16 protein-coding genes are annotated in these 18,426 nt (G+C 40.3%); 6 read left to right on the forward strand and 10 right to left on the reverse strand.

Annotation, left to right across the window (positions count from 1 at the left end; genetic code table 11):
* The first annotated feature begins 47 nt into the window (after positions 1 to 47).
* Positions 48 to 596: a GNAT family N-acetyltransferase gene (locus FD725_RS02680; protein ID WP_179051391.1), complete on the forward strand. Its 549-nt coding sequence runs from the start codon at positions 48 to 50 to the stop codon at positions 594 to 596.
* Between the two features lie 21 nt (positions 597 to 617).
* On the forward strand, positions 618 to 1,157 hold the full coding sequence (locus FD725_RS02685) for a hypothetical protein (RefSeq protein WP_179046695.1): 540 nt from the start codon (positions 618 to 620) through the stop codon (positions 1,155 to 1,157).
* A 77-nt stretch (positions 1,158 to 1,234) separates the two neighbouring features.
* Here the strand turns inward: FD725_RS02685 and FD725_RS02690 are convergent, their stop codons facing one another.
* Positions 1,235 to 3,577 carry an ATP-binding cassette domain-containing protein gene (locus tag FD725_RS02690; RefSeq protein WP_179046696.1) on the reverse strand — a complete coding sequence of 781 codons (2,343 nt, stop codon included), beginning with the start codon at positions 3,575 to 3,577 and terminating at the stop codon, positions 1,235 to 1,237.
* A gap of 254 nt (positions 3,578 to 3,831) precedes the next feature.
* Between FD725_RS02690 and FD725_RS02695 the strand changes: the two genes are divergently transcribed.
* The 3 genes from FD725_RS02695 to FD725_RS02705 all read left to right on the forward strand — a co-directional run bounded on the left by FD725_RS02695 (position 3,832) and on the right by FD725_RS02705 (position 7,255).
* Positions 3,832 to 4,203, forward strand: a complete 372-nt coding sequence (locus tag FD725_RS02695; protein ID WP_179046697.1) for a hypothetical protein — start codon at positions 3,832 to 3,834, stop codon at positions 4,201 to 4,203.
* Positions 4,204 to 4,421: 218 nt separating this feature from the next.
* Positions 4,422 to 5,318: a leucine-rich repeat domain-containing protein gene (locus tag FD725_RS02700; RefSeq protein ID WP_179046698.1), complete on the forward strand. Its 897-nt coding sequence runs from the start codon at positions 4,422 to 4,424 to the stop codon at positions 5,316 to 5,318.
* A gap of 185 nt (positions 5,319 to 5,503) precedes the next feature.
* Complete coding sequence (locus FD725_RS02705) at positions 5,504 to 7,255, forward strand: protein kinase (protein ID WP_179046699.1); 1,752 nt, start codon at positions 5,504 to 5,506, stop codon at positions 7,253 to 7,255.
* Between the two features lie 322 nt (positions 7,256 to 7,577).
* Here the strand turns inward: FD725_RS02705 and FD725_RS02710 are convergent, their stop codons facing one another.
* From FD725_RS02710 to FD725_RS02735, 6 genes are all read right to left on the reverse strand, one after another.
* A complete protein-coding gene (locus FD725_RS02710) occupies positions 7,578 to 8,078 on the reverse strand; it encodes a hypothetical protein (protein WP_179046700.1) in 501 nt (166 codons plus the stop codon).
* Between the two features lie 88 nt (positions 8,079 to 8,166).
* Complete coding sequence (locus FD725_RS02715; protein ID WP_179046701.1) at positions 8,167 to 8,550, reverse strand: hypothetical protein; 384 nt, start codon at positions 8,548 to 8,550, stop codon at positions 8,167 to 8,169.
* Between the two features lie 154 nt (positions 8,551 to 8,704).
* Positions 8,705 to 10,420: an NAD+ synthase gene (locus FD725_RS02720; RefSeq protein WP_179046702.1), complete on the reverse strand. Its 1,716-nt coding sequence runs from the start codon at positions 10,418 to 10,420 to the stop codon at positions 8,705 to 8,707.
* Between the two features lie 96 nt (positions 10,421 to 10,516).
* On the reverse strand, positions 10,517 to 11,263 hold the full coding sequence (locus tag FD725_RS02725; protein WP_179046703.1) for an NUDIX domain-containing protein: 747 nt from the start codon (positions 11,261 to 11,263) through the stop codon (positions 10,517 to 10,519).
* Positions 11,224 to 11,826 (reverse strand): nicotinate-nucleotide adenylyltransferase, encoded by a 603-nt coding sequence (locus FD725_RS02730; protein WP_179046704.1) that lies wholly within the window; start codon positions 11,824 to 11,826, stop codon positions 11,224 to 11,226. The genes FD725_RS02725 and FD725_RS02730 overlap by 40 nt, the downstream gene beginning before the upstream one ends.
* Positions 11,827 to 11,916: 90 nt before the next feature.
* The gene (locus tag FD725_RS02735) at positions 11,917 to 13,293 is read right to left on the reverse strand and encodes a nicotinate phosphoribosyltransferase (RefSeq protein WP_179046705.1); all 1,377 of its coding nucleotides are present in this window, start codon (positions 13,291 to 13,293) and stop codon (positions 11,917 to 11,919) included.
* Positions 13,294 to 13,741: 448 nt separating this feature from the next.
* On the opposite strand from FD725_RS02735, the gene FD725_RS02740 reads away from it, so the two are divergent.
* The gene (locus FD725_RS02740) at positions 13,742 to 13,903 is read left to right on the forward strand and encodes a nicotinate phosphoribosyltransferase (RefSeq protein ID WP_179046706.1); all 162 of its coding nucleotides are present in this window, start codon (positions 13,742 to 13,744) and stop codon (positions 13,901 to 13,903) included.
* Positions 13,904 to 14,230: 327 nt separating this feature from the next.
* On the opposite strand, the gene FD725_RS02745 is transcribed toward FD725_RS02740, so the two are convergent.
* The 3 genes from FD725_RS02745 to FD725_RS02755 all read right to left on the reverse strand — a co-directional run bounded on the left by FD725_RS02745 (position 14,231) and on the right by FD725_RS02755 (position 18,406).
* Entirely contained in the window at positions 14,231 to 15,904 is a 1,674-nt protein-coding gene (locus FD725_RS02745) for a PAS domain S-box protein (RefSeq protein ID WP_179046707.1), read from the reverse strand.
* A gap of 289 nt (positions 15,905 to 16,193) precedes the next feature.
* Positions 16,194 to 17,612 (reverse strand): LCP family protein, encoded by a 1,419-nt coding sequence (locus FD725_RS02750; RefSeq protein ID WP_179046708.1) that lies wholly within the window; start codon positions 17,610 to 17,612, stop codon positions 16,194 to 16,196.
* Between the two features lie 386 nt (positions 17,613 to 17,998).
* Entirely contained in the window at positions 17,999 to 18,406 is a 408-nt protein-coding gene (locus tag FD725_RS02755) for a hypothetical protein (RefSeq protein ID WP_372726703.1), read from the reverse strand.
* Between the last annotated feature and the right edge of the window lie 20 nt (positions 18,407 to 18,426).

Raw genomic sequence — 18,426 nt, forward strand, 5'->3', positions numbered from 1 at the left:
ATAGCAGCCACAAGCTTTAATAATCAGTTGACAATTAGAAGCTAATGGTGCAACTAAAAATTGAATTAAAAAGGGGTGTTGATAATACATCTATTGAAGCATATCTGATAGATTTAGAACAAAGACACGTGGATGATTATGTTAATGATTGGGTGGAAAAGTTAAGGTTATTTAGTCAGGCAGATAAATACTGGGACTGGGTATTCAAGTTAAGATACATTTCAAATCAAGAAACTCTTGAAGGATACGCGGTTGAGTGCCAAAACAAAACTCAAGGATTAATGATAATAGAAACGCAAATGTATGGTTCTCGGTTGAATATTGGGAAAAGGCTAGTTTATATTAATAGCATTGCTACTGCCCCCACTAATAGAATTGAGATTCAACGCCCGCCAGAATTCAAAGGTGTTGGTCAAGCACTTTTAAATTTCGCCAGAATTAGAAGTGTTGAGTTAGGGTATGAAGGTAGAGTTGGGTTGCATTCCTTACCAAGGTCTGAAGGATTTTACGAAAAACAAAATATGTTGAACTGCGGGTCTGAAGAAGAATATGATAATTTAGTTTATTTTGAGTATGGTGTAATGAGACGAAGATAAGGGCTGATAAAGTAAACATTTATGAACCATCAACAACAAAATAATAATTCTGAGGTAAGTGATTCAATAACAGCCGAAGAAGCTGTAGATTTACTTTTTGGTGAAGGATGGCTTGATGAGGCTGTTTCTATCGAAGATGAAGCAAATTGCACAATAGGTGCTGGTTTAGACTGGGGTACTGCGTTAGCACCTTTAATGCTCAATCTTCCTTTATTTGGTCGCCTATCAACGCTGCGTGTATCTCTCAACCACGAAACCAGGCTAATAATTGAAACATGGAATTTAGGTATAGGTACAACTTCTGCAATAGAAACTGCAAGGACACGCATTAAAGAGCGATTACTATCTCCTTCGCCTGAACTAATACCTCACTTGGAAGCCACCCTGCGGCAAGATGATTTGTACGGTGAAGAGTTTATATCTAACCGCGAAGCTCTCAAATCATTACTTGCAGTACTTCTTACTGATTCTGATAGAGAAGAAATTGCCGAGAAGGCTGCTAATTCAATACGGACACAAGTTATGTCGCAGATGAATTTTTCTGCAAAACTTTCGGCGTAAATAGTAAATATAACGTCTAAAAGAGTTAAGCCTCGATGCTGCTAAACTATCACGGGTAATTGGCGATATTTTCAGAATTAAAAAATATCTTTGCGCTTTTGCAGATAAAATGTCACTGCCAAGTACATTATTGTGTGTACGCACAAAAGACTCCAATTTAAACTTAAATTAGACCATGTAGCATCATAAATAGATGTTGGTTCAAAGGGTTGAGGAACAGTACTTCCATCTGGTAGTTGAATGGGTGCGGGAACCATAGCATTCAAGTTAACTATAGCGCCATAAGCAGCAACTGACCAACGACTGAGCATTAACCAAGAGACGACACTAGCTGTACCTGTAATTTTAAATAAGACCCCAGAAAAGATAATTTGAGGTAGTAATAGTAACGGTAAAGCACTGTTGGCTTGACTGACATTTTTGACAAATGCGGAAACCAGTAAACCTAAGCTGTTACTAGCTAATAGAGTCAGAAATGTGGTAATTCCTAATCCCAATGGCCAGGAAATTAAATCTGGTTGTGGTGATTTAAAACAGATAAAGATCACAATTGCCATTAATAATGTTTGGCAGATGGCTAAACCAGAAAGAATAGCAACTTTAGCACCCAAATAGGCAAACAAACCTAAATTGACAAGCCGTTCTCGCAGGTAAATTGCCGATTCTTTCACAATTTCTTGTAAGGAACTAGACAGTCCTACCCATAATGCAGCACAAGTAAAGACAAACAACACCCGTAACGCTAAAGGCGCAAGACCAGCATCGGGTTTATCTCCCAATACTAGAGGATTTTGGTCACTAATTGCCAGTGTCATTAAACTAATGCTGATGGGTGCAGTTAATAATGCTAGCAATAAATTAATCGTGTCTCGCTGTTGAATTTGCAAATAACGTTGGGACAAAATGCTAAATTGTTTGCCAAAAGAAGCACTAGGACTCTGAGACTTGATAATCTGTGGCTTTGAGTGTTGATTGCCTGGACTGAGGTGATTACTCACATATTTTTGGTAATCACCAGATTGCTGAAATTTGAGCGCTTGATCAATGACATTTTCCGGTTTTTCTAACTGATTATAGATATCTGCAAAGTCATCTTTGACACCAAAAAACCGTAAACATTCATCAGGAGGGCCAAAGTAACATAAGCGTCCACCTTGTCCTAAAAAGACGACGCGATCGCACAATTTAATATTAGTCGTAGCATGAGTCACCAAAATTACCGTTCGTCCCTGATTAGCTAATTTCCGTAATAGCTGCATCATCTTTTTATCCAACCCCGGATCAAGTCCTGAAGTCGGTTCATCTAGGAAAAAGAGCTTAGGATCAGCTAATAATTCTACACCTATACTGACCCGCTTCCTCTGTCCACCACTCAGTTGTGACACCTTAGCACTGCGACGATGGGACATTTCCACATCTTGTAAAGTCTTTTCTACCACCTTTGCCACATCAGTATCAGGCGGGAGTCGCAGCTTGGCAGCGTAAGTCAAAACTTCCCCTACCTTTAATTCTTGGTGAATAATGTCATCTTGAGGAACATAACCAATATGGGTACGATAAATATTGTAAGTGTGGCGTAAATTCTCACCGTTCAAATAAACTACACCTGTGGTGGTTTTCTCTGTGCCTAACAACGTCCGCATTAAAGTAGACTTCCCTGCACCACTACCACCCACTAAAGCGACAAACTGTCCTGGTTCAATGGCTAAAGAGATGTCATCCAAACGTCGCTTGTCTTGGTCTTGAATCACTAAGTTACAAGCATCTAAACGAATTTGATTCCCTTGATCAAGTATTTGTAACTCATCACCACGCAATACTAAAGTAAATGGCCCAATGCGAATCATCACACCAGGCTGTAAGACTATAGAACTGTTAACTCGTTGTCCATTGACGAAGACACCATTGGTACTATAGTCGCGGAGAACGTAGCGTCCTTCGGCATCAGCGTCAATGGTGGCGTGGCGACGAGAAACTGTGGGTGCATCTAGAGGTAAGGTAGCATCGCTATCTCGTCCCAATAACACCGACCTGTTTTTCAGGGAAATCCTTTGCGAACTGGGTGCATGACTGACTAGCGAATTCGCCGGATTGTAATATTTCAAGATGACTTGATTTTCGGGATTTTGACTAATGCTAATCTCTGTCCCGTGTTGGAGAGAGTAACCAGAGTCAGAAGTGATGCGGATATGATTAATATACAGGCCATTGGTGCTGGGTTTTTGACCATCGCCATCATAAATCCGATAGTCTTCCCCCTCTCTTTGTAACAAAGCTTGAAATCTGCCAACAACTTGCCAATCTTCCGAGACAACTAAATCTGCAACAGTGCGATCGCGTCCAATTATATGCTGTTGTTTATTCAGTTCAAATTGTAATATGCTGCCTTGTTTTTCTAGGGTTAAATATGGGTTAGTCATGTTACCGTTTTTATTTTTATTCGTAGAATTAACAGTTTGTAGAATTTTGTTTATTTGCTTGATTTTTATCTAAAAATATGTTTTTTATCAAATTAAACTTTAATCATTTATATGATTGATAAAAGTATATATTTTGTTGAGAATCTATTCAAATATGCTAAGATTTTTTAATTTTTAAATATAATATTATTTGATAAAAATGCAGCTAAAAAGATTTCTCCAGCCCTATTTAGTCTCACATTAATCTGCTTTTTTTGCCATTCACTAAACTTTCTTGTCAGCAACAAGAGATTATAACGTTAAATGGTGTTCAGTTAGCGACGGGTACAAGTGTTAAGCAACCGAGTCTTGGGGGAAGAGGAACAAAAGGACAGAAAATACCAGGGGAACCTTTAGCCGTTATGGCTATTGTTGCGAGTCTGGTTGGTTTAGGAACTAGTTTTATTAAAGCAAAAAGGAGTGCGATCGCACCAGATGGTTCGAGAGGGATTAGCTTGATTTTGTTATTGACGCTCAAGTCCAAAATTGATGATGGCATCGTCAAAAAAGGACAAGGTTTGATCTTAGTTACTTATGAATTAGGATTTTGCTTAGAAGTTTTACTTTTTGTCTCCACTACGGTATGAAATATTTATAGTCTTGTGCCAGACAAAGCAGAAAATGATCTTCAAGAATGAATCATTGATAATTGATAATTGGTAATGGGCGATAGGGTAGACTATTTCATTTTTATCTAGCTAGTTTGGTTTGATTATGCTAACTTACTTATGTATAGTGCTGCTACTTATACTCTTGTAGTCTTTATTGGCGAAGCCAGATTTCTCATTCAACAATCACTAAAGATATGAAGAAAGTCTTTGGATTATACAAGAGATTATTCTGCTTTAAGCCGTTATTTTTCAGCCTGGCAATCGCCCTGCTCTCGCACACTGCTGGCTGTGCAGTCCCCCAGTCTAAGTCGCCCCCAACTGAAGCTTCTCCCTCATACGCCAGTAGCCCCATCATGACTACAGCAATTGCTGCACAGTCCACGCCACCTCAAAGTTTTGCCCAATGGTGCGAACGCAAAAATTCTGTTCACGCGGCTACTAAGCATACAATCGATGTATTGCTGAAAATAGCTAAAACTAATGACTGCAAATCAGCAGATACTAGACTGAGATCGGCTACCCTCCTCGATCTCAGAAATAATGAGATTAGCGATCTCAGCCCCTTAGCTAGTTTGAAGAATTTAATTTATCTCTATCTCGGTAACAATGAGATTAGCGATCTTACACCACTAGCTAGTTTAAGTAATTTGTCCTCACTCTCGCTTGAGAATAATCGCATCAGCGATCTCAAACCAGTAGCAGGATTAACTAAAGTGAGTGCTGTCTATCTCAGTAATAATCAGATTAGAGATTTACGACCACTGACAGGCTTGAGTAATGTCTACTATATCATGTTGAATAACAATGAGATTAGCGATTTGCAGCCTCTGGCTAGTATGAGTGGATTGAGTACAATTAATCTTGAAAAAAATCGTATCAGTGATGTTAAACCACTAGCTGTATTGAGTGGAAGCTTGAGAGAACTCATTCTCAACGACAACCAGATTACTGATTTACGACCGCTAGCAGTCTTGCATAAATTAGAACAGCTTCATGCACGTAACAACCCACTCTCTGACAAAACTTGTCCAATTGAAAGAAAAGCTACTTCCCCTAAGTTTCCGGCTTTTTCTATCTGTAGGTTTGATTAGGTGATGATTTTAGTTATTCGGATAGTCTCTTTTGTTCTGATTTATAGAATTCCTTTGAGGAGATGCCTCAAGAAATTTACCTCGCTAAAGCGAGAAACGCTATAATTCGTCAGAGTATCTGATGTACATTGAGAAAGGGTAATGTCTAACAACAAGACCCTGCGTGTCTACGCCTTTTAAGATACATGACATCTATTCTGCTGAACAATCGCTATCAAGTTATTCAGGTACTCGGTGCTGGTGGGTTTGGAGAAACCTTTTTGGCGGAAGATACCCATATGCCTTCCCGCCGTCGCTGCGTGATTAAGCAACTCAAACCCATCGCTAATGACCCACAAACCTATGAAATGATGCAACAGAGGTTTGAGAGGGAAGCCGCAACTTTAGAGTTTCTGGGTGAACATAGTGACCAAATTCCCAGACTTCATGCTTATTTTTCAGAGAATGGGCAGTTTTACTTAGTTCAAGAATGGGTTCATGGTCAAACCTTGAGAGATTTGGTTGACACCAACGGATATCAGAGTGAAAGTACTGTGCGGGCGATTTTGTTGAGTTTGTTGTCAGTATTAGATTACGTCCACAGTAAAGGCATTATTCACCGGGATATCAAGCCTGATAATATTATTCTTCGTGGTGTTGATCAAAAACCAGTTTTAATTGATTTTGGTGCAGTTAAGGAAACGATTCGATCAGTAGCTAGTTCTCCAGGATATGTTACGCGATCGCTGGTGATTGGGACACCAGGATATATGCCTAGTGAACAAGCCATCGGTAGACCAGTGTACGCCAGCGATATCTACAGTTTAGGTTTGACAGCAATTTATCTATTAACTGGCAAAAACCCAGAAGAACTACAAACTAACTTGCAAACTGGGGAGATTCTCTGGCAAAATTATGCACCGCATATTTCTGCTGATTTAGCAATGGTGTTAAATCAGGCAATTAAACCCCAAGCAGGCGATCGCTACAGTACTGCCAGTAAAATGCTGTATGCTTTATCTACCACTACACCTGCAACCATCCCTCCCACTAATCCACCCACCCAACAAACCCAAGCATTAGCTACTCCCCAAATCCAGCCTCAACGCGACAAACAAAGGTCGATTTGGATGTTTGCTAGTTTACTCATAGGTGGTTTAATAGCTGGGGTAGCTCTATCTACGCTGACTCGTCAATCACCATCTGAAGCACCTATTGTCAATGATGCTATCCCCTCACCAGCATCTCCGACTCCCATTGCCACATCCACAACCCCTGCTGTTGTTACTCAGGAACCAAGTAGTACTTTATCACCACGTCAAAACCGTCCTATAAACTCCAGTCCTCCCCCGATATCAACACCAGAAAACGAACCCATCACCACAGATAATCCCACATCTCCAGTCCAACCAACATCACCACCAGAAATAGAAAACCGCACTGTTGTCGTACCTACAACGGAGGCTAATTTACCATCACCAAAAAAGCCTCAAAACGAAAACCAAGCAAGTACAAACAGGCCAAGCGTCCCCGCATTTCCCACAGGGACATCAAGAAGCACGGTAGAGGCAAGTCTCGGAAAGCCAAATAGAGATTTACGAGGCGTTTGGGGTAATACCCGTGCTGTCGTTTATGAATTAGTTCCTAACCAAGTTGACTTGGGCTATTTATTTGATCGTCAATCTGGTGTACTAAAACAAACAGAAGTCAGTTTTGCCCAATCTGTAGATCCCCAAGTCATGCAAGCTACGTTAAATGGGATGTTAAATGGACAAGCCAGCACCAAAATACAGCAAGGATTACAACAAATACAACAACGCCAGTTAGATAATTTTAGTTTTAGTGCAGGTGCAGTGAAAGGGCAGATCGTGCGGCAAAATTGTGATTTGATTTACATCAGTATTTGGGATGCAGATTTACATGATTTTGTCAGTCCGTCGTCAGCTAAACAGTGTTGACAAGAGGCTAGTTTTCATTATTAAATCTCTTGTACAAAAATCTTACTGGGAGGTTTATAGCGTTTCCCAGTTAAGCGATGTACATATTTTTTAGTCAACAGAGGCTACCCGCATTTCTCAGAAGCAGTAGGGGCGGGTTAACAAATATGCTGACATGATTCACTAATATTTCACTTAACCCGCCCTTACGACCTCTGGACTAGACTGGTGTATTTCCTCGGCATGAAAATCGCTATAATAGCTTTTATTAGCTTACAACATAATGATAAAGCAAGTTTGTTGAATTAAGTTACATAATTCAACAATTTCAAAGGTGTGATTCCTATTTATGTTTTGGACAAATTTGTTGAATTAATCTATCAGTAGTCTTAAAAAAATTAACGTCTAGACGGTCTACAACCTGATTTGCACCATCAACACCATAAAGTTGAATAATCATATCAGTAAGTTTTTTAATTGCACTATTTTTTGACTCATTACGGCTTCTACCACCAGCCTCTCTCCAATCACAATATTGTTCAGCATATATATAAGCAAAACCACCCAACTTTTCTTGTGTTATTTGAACAGAAGGTTTTTTCTGAGGTTGAAATTGCGATATAGGAGAGGGAGCAATAGTAGATTGTTTATTAATTGAAGATACTCCGCACATTCCATTTAAATTAATTAAATTTCCTTGAGAGTCTTCCATAAAACAGTAGGGAATATCTTCCCCTACGGCTCTTTGTGACATGGGAGATAAAATAGTAGCAATAGATATTAATGAAATAATTAACCTATAACTACCGATACGAATACATGAACAAAAATGTTTGGTAGGCATAATGCTCCTAATTCTAGCTTTTTATATTTTTAAATTCGCCAAATACAGACAGAGATTAATGAGAGTAAAAAGTATTCACTAGAGACTTTTACCAACCTCTTGCGTGTACACTTCTACAAACATAAACCATTGCTTTACCAGCAGGAGAGTTTGGAGAAAAAGACATTTCCTCACTTTCTTTTTTCTCTGTCAGTAGATGACCACTACGGCTATAAGCCGCACCACCTTCGTAAAATAGTCTAGTTTCTCCACAGGAAGCATAATAGGAAAGTTCATACATTGCTGTGTCAGTTAGGGTATACAGCTTAAAGTAAGTTCCTTCAATCTTTTCTGTATCTAAAAAAAGATATTCACCTTTCTCCGTTTCACCTACTTTGATATATCGAGAGTCTTGAGCAAAAACACTTCCATTTACCAAAGATAAAGCTGCTGTAATAACTCCAACTGCTGCCATAGCTAACTTTCTAGACATAAAACTTTACCAGATACTTTTTTAAATCATGTCTTTTAGCAATTGTTAACAACCTCAGTATTTTTGTCTAATTTTATACGATTTTTCCGTGAAGCTTACTTAATGTAATTGGCTATATATAGAGGTCAAATGAGCATCCGTGCAGAATACTATCTCAACAGCCAACGGTAGGAGTAGAGATAGAGGTATTTTGATCAGTATTTTTTATACCTACCCAGTTGCTAGCAATTGGCATTCGCCAGCCAGTACCGAAGGCGCGGTCGGTGATTTTTAAACCTGGAGGTGCTTGTCGGCGCTTAAATTCTGCCCTGGCCACCATTTGTATAACTCGGTTGACCACCACAACTTCGTGACCGGCGGCGACTATTTGCGCTGCTGATTGGTGGTGATTAATCAGGCGCTGCAAAATGTCGTCTAATATTTCATAGGGAGGTAGGGAATCTTGGTCAACTTGACCGGGTTTGAGTTCAGCGCTTGGTGGTTTGGTAATTACGTTTTGGGGAATAATTTCACCGTTGCGGTTTAGCCAGTCACACAGAGAGTAGACACGAGTTTTGGGGACATCAGCAATGACGGCTAAACCACCGTTCATGTCACCGTAGAGGGTGCAGTAACCGACTGCCATTTCTGACTTGTTGCCGGTGGATAATAATAGGTAGCCAAATTTATTAGCGATCGCCATTAATAAATTACCCCGAATCCGTGACTGAATATTTTCCTCAGCCAAACCAAATTCTGTACCAGCAAACAACCCGGCTAAACTATGATCAAAGCTTTGCATCAATTCCCCTATGGGTAATATTTGGGTTTTGATGCCCAAATTTTCTGCCAGTGCTAAAGCATCACTAATAGAATGTTCAGAACTATAAGGAGAAGGCATTAACACACCCAAGACATTTTCTTTGCCTAATGCCGCAGTGGCAATTGCCGCTACTAAAGAAGAATCGATCCCCCCACTTAAACCCAACAATACTTGAGAAAAACGACACTTTTCGGCATAGTCTCGTACTCCTAAAACTAAAGCTTGCCAAATTTCCTCATCTTCTGATGGAGATGCCGGAACAACAGAACTTAATTGTAAATCGCGTTGCCCTGCGTCAAATTCTACAGTTACTAAATCGGTGGCAAAACCATTAGCACGACATATGGTTTCGCCTTGACGATTCACAGCAAAACTGTGACCATCAAAAATCAAATCATCATTGCCACCGACTTGGTTAGCATAAATTAGTGGTTGCTGAAACCTGATAGCGCTATGTTGCAGCATGGTTTCTCGAAAGCGCGGCTTACCTAAACTGTAAGGTGATGCCGATAAATTGACAATTAAATCCACACCCAAAACTGCTAACTCAGCAATAGGATTAACTGCATAACTCCGCTTACCCCAAAATTCCTCATCGTTCCATAAATCCTCGCAAATTGTTACGCCGATTTGAATATTATCTAGAGTGAAATAATTAGCTTCTAATCCGGCTGCAAAATAGCGATGTTCATCAAAGACATCATAAGTTGGCAATAATCTTTTATGAAATGATTGCTTGATTTGGCCATTTTCCAATAAAGCCATACTATTAAATAGAGACTTATCACCAGTAATATCTGCTTGGCAATTTGGTGCAACCGTACCAACTAACACAGCTAAATTTACAGGCAAATCCCTCGCTAATTGCTGTAGAGTCATTGCCATAGCGTCTACAAAACTAGGATTGAGTAATAAATCCCGTGGAGGATAGCCACATAAAGAAAGTTCTGGTGTCAATAAAAGTCTCGCACCTTCTTTGACTGCCCGTTGTGCCATTTCCTGAATTTTCTGGGCATTTCCAGATAAGTCACCAATGATGGGGTTAATTTGAGCGATCGCAATTTTCATAATTTAGTCAATAGTCATTGGTCAATAGTCAATAGTCAATAGTCATTAGTCATTGGTCAGCATTCAGTACTCCCTCACTCCCCCACTCCCTCATTCCTAAATAAATACCAAAGGCTTATCTTTAAAGGGGGCAAAAGCTGCGGCGTTAAATTTGTATAAACTGGCTGGACGACCTGCGCCTCGTGATACTTTAATGCCGGTTTCCGATAAAAATCCTAACTTGAGAAGCCGCGCCCGAAAGTTGGAGTAATCTGAGAAGTTTTCCCCTAAAACTGTTGTGTATAACTGATATAAATCATTCAACGTAAACATTTCTGGTAAGACTTCAAAAGCAACTGGGCTATACTCTAATTTGTTGCGTAATCTTCTATGTCCATAAGCTAAAATTTCCTGATGATCAAAAGCTAATTTGGGGACTTCTTTCACTGGATACCAAGCAATACCAGTCACACCATCAGCGATTAATTCGGCTTCTTCAAATCTGACAAGGGCAAAGTAACTAACTGATAAGTAACGTACACCGTAACTATCAATTCCTTCTCTAGGATCGCGATTCGGGCCGCCAAAGGTATATAACTGTTCTAAATAGAGATTTTTCACTCTAATTTTCTCAGCCATAATGCGATAAGCAGCATCTTCTAAAGACTCTCCTTGTCGTACCAAAGTACCAGGAAGACTCCAATAATTTAAAAATGGTTCTTGCTGTCGCATTACTAACAGAACTAATAGCCGATTCTTGTCAGTATCCACAGAGAAAATTACATTATCTACACCAACCTTAAAATCGGCCAAAGGTTGTTGATTTAACGGAGTTGAAAACTTTTTGTGAGTGCGTCCTGGCATTTGTACAAATGCTGTTGATGAATATAAGCAGCTATAGGGGGTGTGAGGGCTTCCGTATCTCCGTGTTCACGATACGCGCTAGAGGAAACATCTAAACCAGTGAGACTGGCGATCGCAATTTTGCCTCCCAGATGTTGTAAGGTTTCTAGACTAGACCCATCCATTGCATATCCTGGTCGCGGTACAACCAAGAGTTGCACCTGCTGTAATAATTCTTCAATTCGATACCAGCGCGGTAACTGACTCAATAAATCTGAACCAATTACCAAAGTAAATTCTGTCTCTACAGGCCAGCGTAATTTCGCTTTTTCCAATGTTTCCAAGGTTCTAAAGCTACTTAATTCCTGTTCTAGCGCAATATTCTGTCTCAGTGTGTCAATATCCGCAATCAACAGTTGCAACATCGCCGCCCGATGTGCTAACAATGTCTGGTGAGATTTAAACGGATTATCAGCAGCCCAAACTGCTACATAATCATAATGCTCAGACAACCACCGCAGAATCTTTTGATGTCCAGCCGTCGGCGGGTCTGCACTAGTCCCAAATAAAGCGATTTTGTTCATAGTTATTAGTCAATGGTCAATGGTCAATAGTCAATAGTCAATAGTCAATAGTCATTGGTCATTAGCATTTCTTCTTCTCCCCTGCACCCCTCACTCCCCTTTACTCGTTTGTTCTGTCAAATCACCTAACGTACTGGCAATCTCCACTGGTACTGAGATGGGATGATTTAGATGTCTTGTTTGTTCTGGTAGGCTGGCTACTGAATTAGCTGTGCGTTGGCGAATTGCAGCTATGGTTTCTGGTGGTTGGAGTCGTTGTCCTGCTTTGACTACTAGTTGCAACAGGGGTGTTTCGCCAGTGTGGGGTGTATCGGTAATTAATCCCAGTCTGTCGGCTTTGATTTGTCCGTCTGTAAATGACCTAAAAATTTGTTTGCGTCCTGGGTATGTTACCTTACCACTGGACTTTTTCATCACGGGAATGTTGTCAACTTCTACGAGTTTATAGACTCCATTGACGGGGGAACCTGTGACTAGTTTGGTTCCTAGTCCGTAACCATCGATCTCTGCACCTGCGGCTTTGAGTTTGGCGATTTCCCATTCATCTAAGTCACCACTAGCAAAAATTGTCACCTCTGGTAGGAGCGATCGCACTTTTTTTGATAAGTCCACTAAATCGCCAGAATCCAGTCTGACACCAGATAATGTCATTTTGCCAGCATTGACTTGTGTTGCTAATTTCTGGGCAGCCGCCACCGTATCATAAGTATCAATTAATAATGGCGCACCGGGAAAATAGCGATGGAATGCAGTAAAGGCTTGTTCTTCACTACCTTCCATCGCTGACAACGCCATAACCAAGGCGTGAGCCATCGTACCACTTGGTTGTTGTCCCAGTTGTAGCGCTGCTAACACATTGGAGGTGGCATCTAATCCGCCGGCTAAGGCTGCTCGTGCTGCCCATAAAGAGCCTTGGGGACTAAATGCTCGTCTTGTGCCAAATTCTAAAAGTGTGGCTTGTTCACCCGCTACATCCCGGATACGGGCTGCTTTTGTGGCTACTAAGGTTTGGTAGTTCAGTGTATTTAATAGATAGGTTTCTACTAACTGTGCTTGCCAAAGCGGTGCTTCCACCCGTAACAGTGGTTCGTTGGCAAACACTGCTGTCCCTTCCGGAACTGCCCAGACATCCCCAGTAAAACGTCCTTCTCTTAGCAATGACCAAAATTGTTCACCTGCTTGGGCAAAAATGCCTGTGGCTTGTAATGCAGCTATCTGTGCTGGGCTAAAGCTTAACTTTTCTAAATATTCCAGGGCTTGTGCTAAACCCATCGCTATTAAATAGCCAAAACCTTCTGGCGATCGCCTAACGAATAACTCAAAGCTAGCCCTTTTTTGTTCTACGCCTTCGCCTACATAACAAGCCGCCATTGTTAACTGATACAAGTCGGTTAACAGGCTGTAATCAGCAGCAGAGACGTTGAGTTCTGAGTTCTGGTGGATATCCCTGGTGGGGAAAGTCATCATGGCAGAGCTTCCTTAAAAGAATGCTTCTCCTTATTATGGTAGTTTTTACCATAAATATTGTCAAGTATAAAAATAATCAGAATGTAAGTCACGATAAAATCAGGCTTTCATCACCTTGAAATGATAAATCCATCTATTAATTTATATATTTTAATAGTTAATATTGATAATATTATTGGCTCAAAGGGTGAGAAACGAGATCACAAAGAATTTTGATGTTTGGTTATGGGTTTGTAGAGATATGTCTATTCTTAGGACTTTAAAAACTCATGTTTTTGGGTTAAAATCTAAATAGAAACTGTCAAGCAACTACAGTTTTAAGTATTGCAAACCTATCTGAAAAATTGTTGCATATGTTCTCAATATATTGAGAACTAGATTTAAAAAAGAGAATTGGCATTAAAGTAAAGAAATCAAGAGAAACTGACTCAAAAAGGAGTCAAATAATATGGCTATTTCTAAAATGCTTGCTGGCATCGCTCAATATATTTCAGATATTTCTGCGGCCATAATGCGGATTTTTAGCCCCACAGATGATGCTTATCCAAATATAGGCGTACAACCATTTACAGGTTCGCCATACAAAAAACGCACAGCAGATGCTTGGTAAACAAAACAGTAGTTTACCCAGAATTAGTCTTGAAAAGTTTGCTCAATGCGGGGAACCCGCGCACGCAACTTTCCGCAAAATTCAAAATTCAAAAATGATTGCAAGTTATCCTTTGGTAGACACAGTTTCTCATGCCTACCAAAGGTTTTTTATTATAGGGATTGGGGACTGGGGACTGGGAACTGGGGACTGGGGATTAGAGACAAAAATGAGTGATTAAACAAGTATTTAATATTTAAAACAACTGCGTACACATCAACCCTTTTTCTTTCTCATGGCTTATTACCCAATACCCAATACCCAATACCCAATACCCAATACCCATTTTCACTGCCTCCAAGGAATCTCAATCACAAATTCTGTACCTTGGCCAAGTTGAGAGTGACATTGCAATTTTCCACCATGTTTTTCGGTGATGATTTGGTAACTCAGGGACATTCCCATACCTGTTCCTTTGCCTACAGGTTTAGTAGTAAAAAATGGATTAAACACTTTTGTTTGAATTTCTTCTGTCATCCCCATACCATTGTCAGCGATCGCAATTTTCACCCAATGAGAACTACACACTGAAGTCCTAATATTAATTGTCGGGTTTTCCCTATTTCCTACGTCCCATTCTTTACTATTCATTCCCTCTTCTAAAGCATCAAGAGCATTTGCCAAAATATTCATAAATACCTGATTAAGTTGTCCAGCATAACATTCTACCAATGGCAAATCACCGTATTCTTTAATAATTTGAATTCCTGGACGGTTTGATTGTTCCTTGAGGCGATGTTGTAAAATCATCAGAGTACTATCAATACCTGCGTGGATATCTACTGCTTTAAACTCAGCTTCATCCATGCGCGAAAAGGTACGTAAAGACAAGACAATTTGCCGGATGCGTTGAGTACCAATTTTCATGGAGTTTAAGATTTTTGGTAAGTCATCTTTAATGTATTCCAGGTCAATTTCCTCAAACAATGCCTGAAATTCTGAGTCATAATTGGTAGTTTTTTGTTGATAAAATTGAATAACTCGTAAGAGGTCTTGACTATGTTCTTCAATATAGTTGAGATTACCGTGAATAAAATTGACAGGATTATTAATTTCGTGAGCGACTCCAGCAACTAATTGTCCAAGACTGGACATTTTTTCTGCTTGAATCATTTGTGTATGAGTACGTTTGAGTTCTTGTAGAGTTTGTTCTAAATCTTGTGTTTGTTGTCTGAGTTGGGCTTCAATTTGTTTACGCTCACTAATATCTCGTACCACAGAAAGGGCGTGAGGCTTGCCATTATAGTCAAACAATTTACCTGTGACTTCTATATCAAAACAAGTGCCATCTTTGCGAACATCTGTTGCTTGAGCATGAAACTCACCTCCAGCCTTAACTGTTTTGATAAATTCTGCTAGTGTTTCATAGGAATTAGGATGAATATAATCTGTAGGATTAAGCGTGGAAAATTCCACCTGAGAATAGCCGTGCATTTGGCAAAAAGCCGGATTAACAGCCACAATTTTACCCGTATCTAAATTGAGAACACTAATACCATCGCTGACAGTCTCAAAAATACTGCGATACTGAATTTCTTGTTGATGTAAAGCTGCTTCTTTGGCTTTATACTCAGATACATCTCGTGCTACAGCATAAACTAAATCATCATGAGCAACAGAAGTCCAAGATAACCAACAGTAAGAACCATCTTTGCGACGATAGCGATTTTCAAATCGAAAAACCCGCACACCTTGACTCAACTTTCCCATTTCTGCCAATGTAGCTGCTCGGTCATCAGGATGTACCATATCCATGAAAGCAGTTGACAGTAGTTCTTTTTGAGAGTACCCAAGGATTTTTTCACCCGCCAGATTCATTTGCTTAAAATAGCCATCGAAGCCGGCAATGCAAAGTATATCAACAGAAATATCAAAGAATTGTGAAAAGTTGCGATATTTATTCAGTTCTTGCTCAAGTTGGGTGATGGTAGCACTGAATTCATCTCTAGATTCGATGTTCATCTGTATCTACCTCCAGTGGAAAGTTTGCTAGCACAAATGGACAACTTTAGTATTCCCCATCTGTGAATTCAAAATTAATTTTAAAATTAGTATAAAAGGCGCACAGCTAGCTGTGCGCCCTTATGATCATCCATGTGTTACCAAAATTATCGAACAGAATTCAGAAGTCAGAATTCAGAATGAATAAGGGTTGAGGAATATTAGCTGACTCATCAAATATGAGAATTTGAACTATTCTGACTGCTGTATTCTGACGGATGTATCCTTACCTTTTACTGAAGTGAGTCAATCAAGGTTTACTAGAATTTTCTAACAAAGACTTTTGCTGTAACCAATCCTTACCGACCTTAATACTAATATCTGATTCTAGAGTACCAGTACTTTCTACTCGGACTTCACCAAAACCTAAAATATTGCGAATAGATTCAGCGCTATTGCCATCACCTTGTTGGGCAACAATATTAGTCACATCCAGTGGTTCAGACCAGGGTTTAGATATATAAATATGACGATAACCGGCTTTTTCTAAAGCCGAGATGAGAGGACGTAGTTGAGAGCGATCGCTACCTGTGCTATCTTGAATTGCTACTTTGATCGCAGTTGGTTCACTCAACGAGTTTTCAGAAGCTGAGGCCAGACCAAAATGCTGTGCCATGACTTTAGCAATCCCATCTTTATTGGGTAGCCAATAGCTCGCGTTATATTCTCCCTGTTCACTGAATCGCCCAGGCAACATTAACATTTGCATATTAGCGCGATTAGTCCGGACACCAAAGCCCACCAGTGCTACCAATTCCTCGACTGTCAAGTTAGTGTCAATGTTGTCTTTAACCACATTGAGAATTTTTGGTAACTGCGTCACAGTTACTGGGTTGAGAGTTTGCTCAATTAAAGCCCGAATCACCATCTGCTGACGTTGAATCCGGCCGATATCTCCCAACTCATCATGACGATAACGCAGTAACTGCATAGCTTGATCGCCGTTGAGATGCTGCTTCCCGGCTTTAAGATTGATGTACAAGTGTTGGGAATCATCTTGATACTTCAAATCCTTGGGAACATAGACAGTGACTCCTCCCAAAGCATCAATCAGTTTAGCCACACCGAGAACGTTAATCCGAATATAGCGATCAATCCCCGCACCACCTAAAAGATTACTAACTGTGGTGGCTGTTAGAGCTGGCCCTCCATCCACATTAGCCGCATTAATTTTTTTAATCCCATGCCCTTCTATCTCTGTACGAGTATCCCTGGGGATAGAGAGCATCGCAATTTTTTTCGTCTCTGGGTCAAACTTAACCAAAAGCATGACATCAGCCAAACCATCAAAGGAGTTTACCTGGGGCAAGTATCGGAGATTTTTAGTGTCACTGGGAGGATTTTGGATATCTGGTGGCAGAACACTCATTCCCATGACCAACAGATTCACCGGACGAGTTAATTCTGAGAAACGTAACCCACCACCAGCAATGCGATCGCCATCAAACACAGCTTCTTCTTGGGGGCTGAGTTGGGCTTGCTGCAACGGCGTACTAGTCAAAGAAACCGCCAGTAGCGCTCCTGCGGTTGCTGACACCATTGCAATTCCACTCATACCCATCCAGAACCACAGCCAACGCCCAGACTTAGCATTTGGGGAATTTTTATCACTGGAGTTAGGAGCGTTTGAAGATTGGTTTCCTTCTGCCGACGTTCTTTGACTGGTCACAGACTGCCTCACACTTACTGTTTAAATTAGGTAATGTTGTCAACTAAAAATAATTCAGATAAATCAACCCATAATAGCTAACTTTGCATCAACTATGCTGACCTTGGACTTTGGTGTTAACCACAACACTTATAGCAGGATTTTTCCTTGTTGTGGTAAATCTCTAAATGATTTATTGCAGTATGCCAATATAAGTTCAGTTTGACTAGGCCTATTGGGAAAATTATCTGTAATTTATTGGTGGTCAAGTAGAAATACTGTCAAAGCATTTCTCACCAAACGGTAGGGGCGGGTTCATGAGATATTCGTGAATGATTGAAGCATATTTGTGAACCCGCCCCTACAACCTCTGGACTCTCAGTGACAAAACTGTACTTCCGACTTCGTTAATGCTTGCTTAATGCCCGTTCCGCCAAGCGGCTAAACCCTGGTAAACGCACAGACTTACCTTGCATCAATCGCCAAACCAACCAAATATTTACCAAAAAGTAACCAGATGTAAAGAAGCCATTGAGAATTAGTAACCGGAGTGTAAAAAATTCTGAAGTTGCTGCTCCAGTGGCTAGTAATATATACCCTAACAACCAGATAAACGCCAAAGTAATAGACAGACGACTAACAGCTAGTTGTTCCCGGCTCCCTTGGCGACGATACAACGTCCATAGAGATGGGAAAAAACCCACAATCGGCATCAAGTATAAAATCAATTGAGTTTTAGGAATACTGGAATTTCCTTCCCAGTCCACAGTCCCCAGTTCCCCAGTCCCCAATTCCCCAGATTGAAAATTTTCCATAGTACTTTTAGCGAATCCTA

The organism is Nostoc sp. TCL26-01 (genome assembly GCF_013393945.1).
In the GTDB taxonomy this organism is placed as follows: domain Bacteria; phylum Cyanobacteriota; class Cyanobacteriia; order Cyanobacteriales; family Nostocaceae; genus Trichormus.

What these genes read in the sequence shown, in the direction of transcription:
- FD725_RS02685 (WP_179046695.1), top strand. Translation starts at nt 618, where the DNA reads ATGAACCATCAACAACAAAATAATAATTCTGAGGTAAGTGATTCAATA.
- FD725_RS02690 (WP_179046696.1), bottom strand. Translation starts at nt 3,577, where the DNA reads ATGACTAACCCATATTTAACCCTAGAAAAACAAGGCAGCATATTACAA.
- FD725_RS02700 (WP_179046698.1), top strand. Translation starts at nt 4,422, where the DNA reads ATGAAGAAAGTCTTTGGATTATACAAGAGATTATTCTGCTTTAAGCCG.
- FD725_RS02705 (WP_179046699.1), top strand. Translation starts at nt 5,504, where the DNA reads ATGACATCTATTCTGCTGAACAATCGCTATCAAGTTATTCAGGTACTC.
- FD725_RS02710 (WP_179046700.1), bottom strand. Translation starts at nt 8,078, where the DNA reads ATGCCTACCAAACATTTTTGTTCATGTATTCGTATCGGTAGTTATAGG.
- FD725_RS02715 (WP_179046701.1), bottom strand. Translation starts at nt 8,550, where the DNA reads ATGTCTAGAAAGTTAGCTATGGCAGCAGTTGGAGTTATTACAGCAGCT.
- FD725_RS02720 (WP_179046702.1), bottom strand. Translation starts at nt 10,420, where the DNA reads ATGAAAATTGCGATCGCTCAAATTAACCCCATCATTGGTGACTTATCT.
- FD725_RS02725 (WP_179046703.1), bottom strand. Translation starts at nt 11,263, where the DNA reads ATGCCAGGACGCACTCACAAAAAGTTTTCAACTCCGTTAAATCAACAA.
- FD725_RS02730 (WP_179046704.1), bottom strand. Translation starts at nt 11,826, where the DNA reads ATGAACAAAATCGCTTTATTTGGGACTAGTGCAGACCCGCCGACGGCT.
- FD725_RS02735 (WP_179046705.1), bottom strand. Translation starts at nt 13,293, where the DNA reads ATGATGACTTTCCCCACCAGGGATATCCACCAGAACTCAGAACTCAAC.
- FD725_RS02740 (WP_179046706.1), top strand. Translation starts at nt 13,742, where the DNA reads ATGGCTATTTCTAAAATGCTTGCTGGCATCGCTCAATATATTTCAGAT.
- FD725_RS02745 (WP_179046707.1), bottom strand. Translation starts at nt 15,904, where the DNA reads ATGAACATCGAATCTAGAGATGAATTCAGTGCTACCATCACCCAACTT.
- FD725_RS02755 (WP_372726703.1), bottom strand. Translation starts at nt 18,406, where the DNA reads ATGGAAAATTTTCAATCTGGGGAATTGGGGACTGGGGAACTGGGGACT.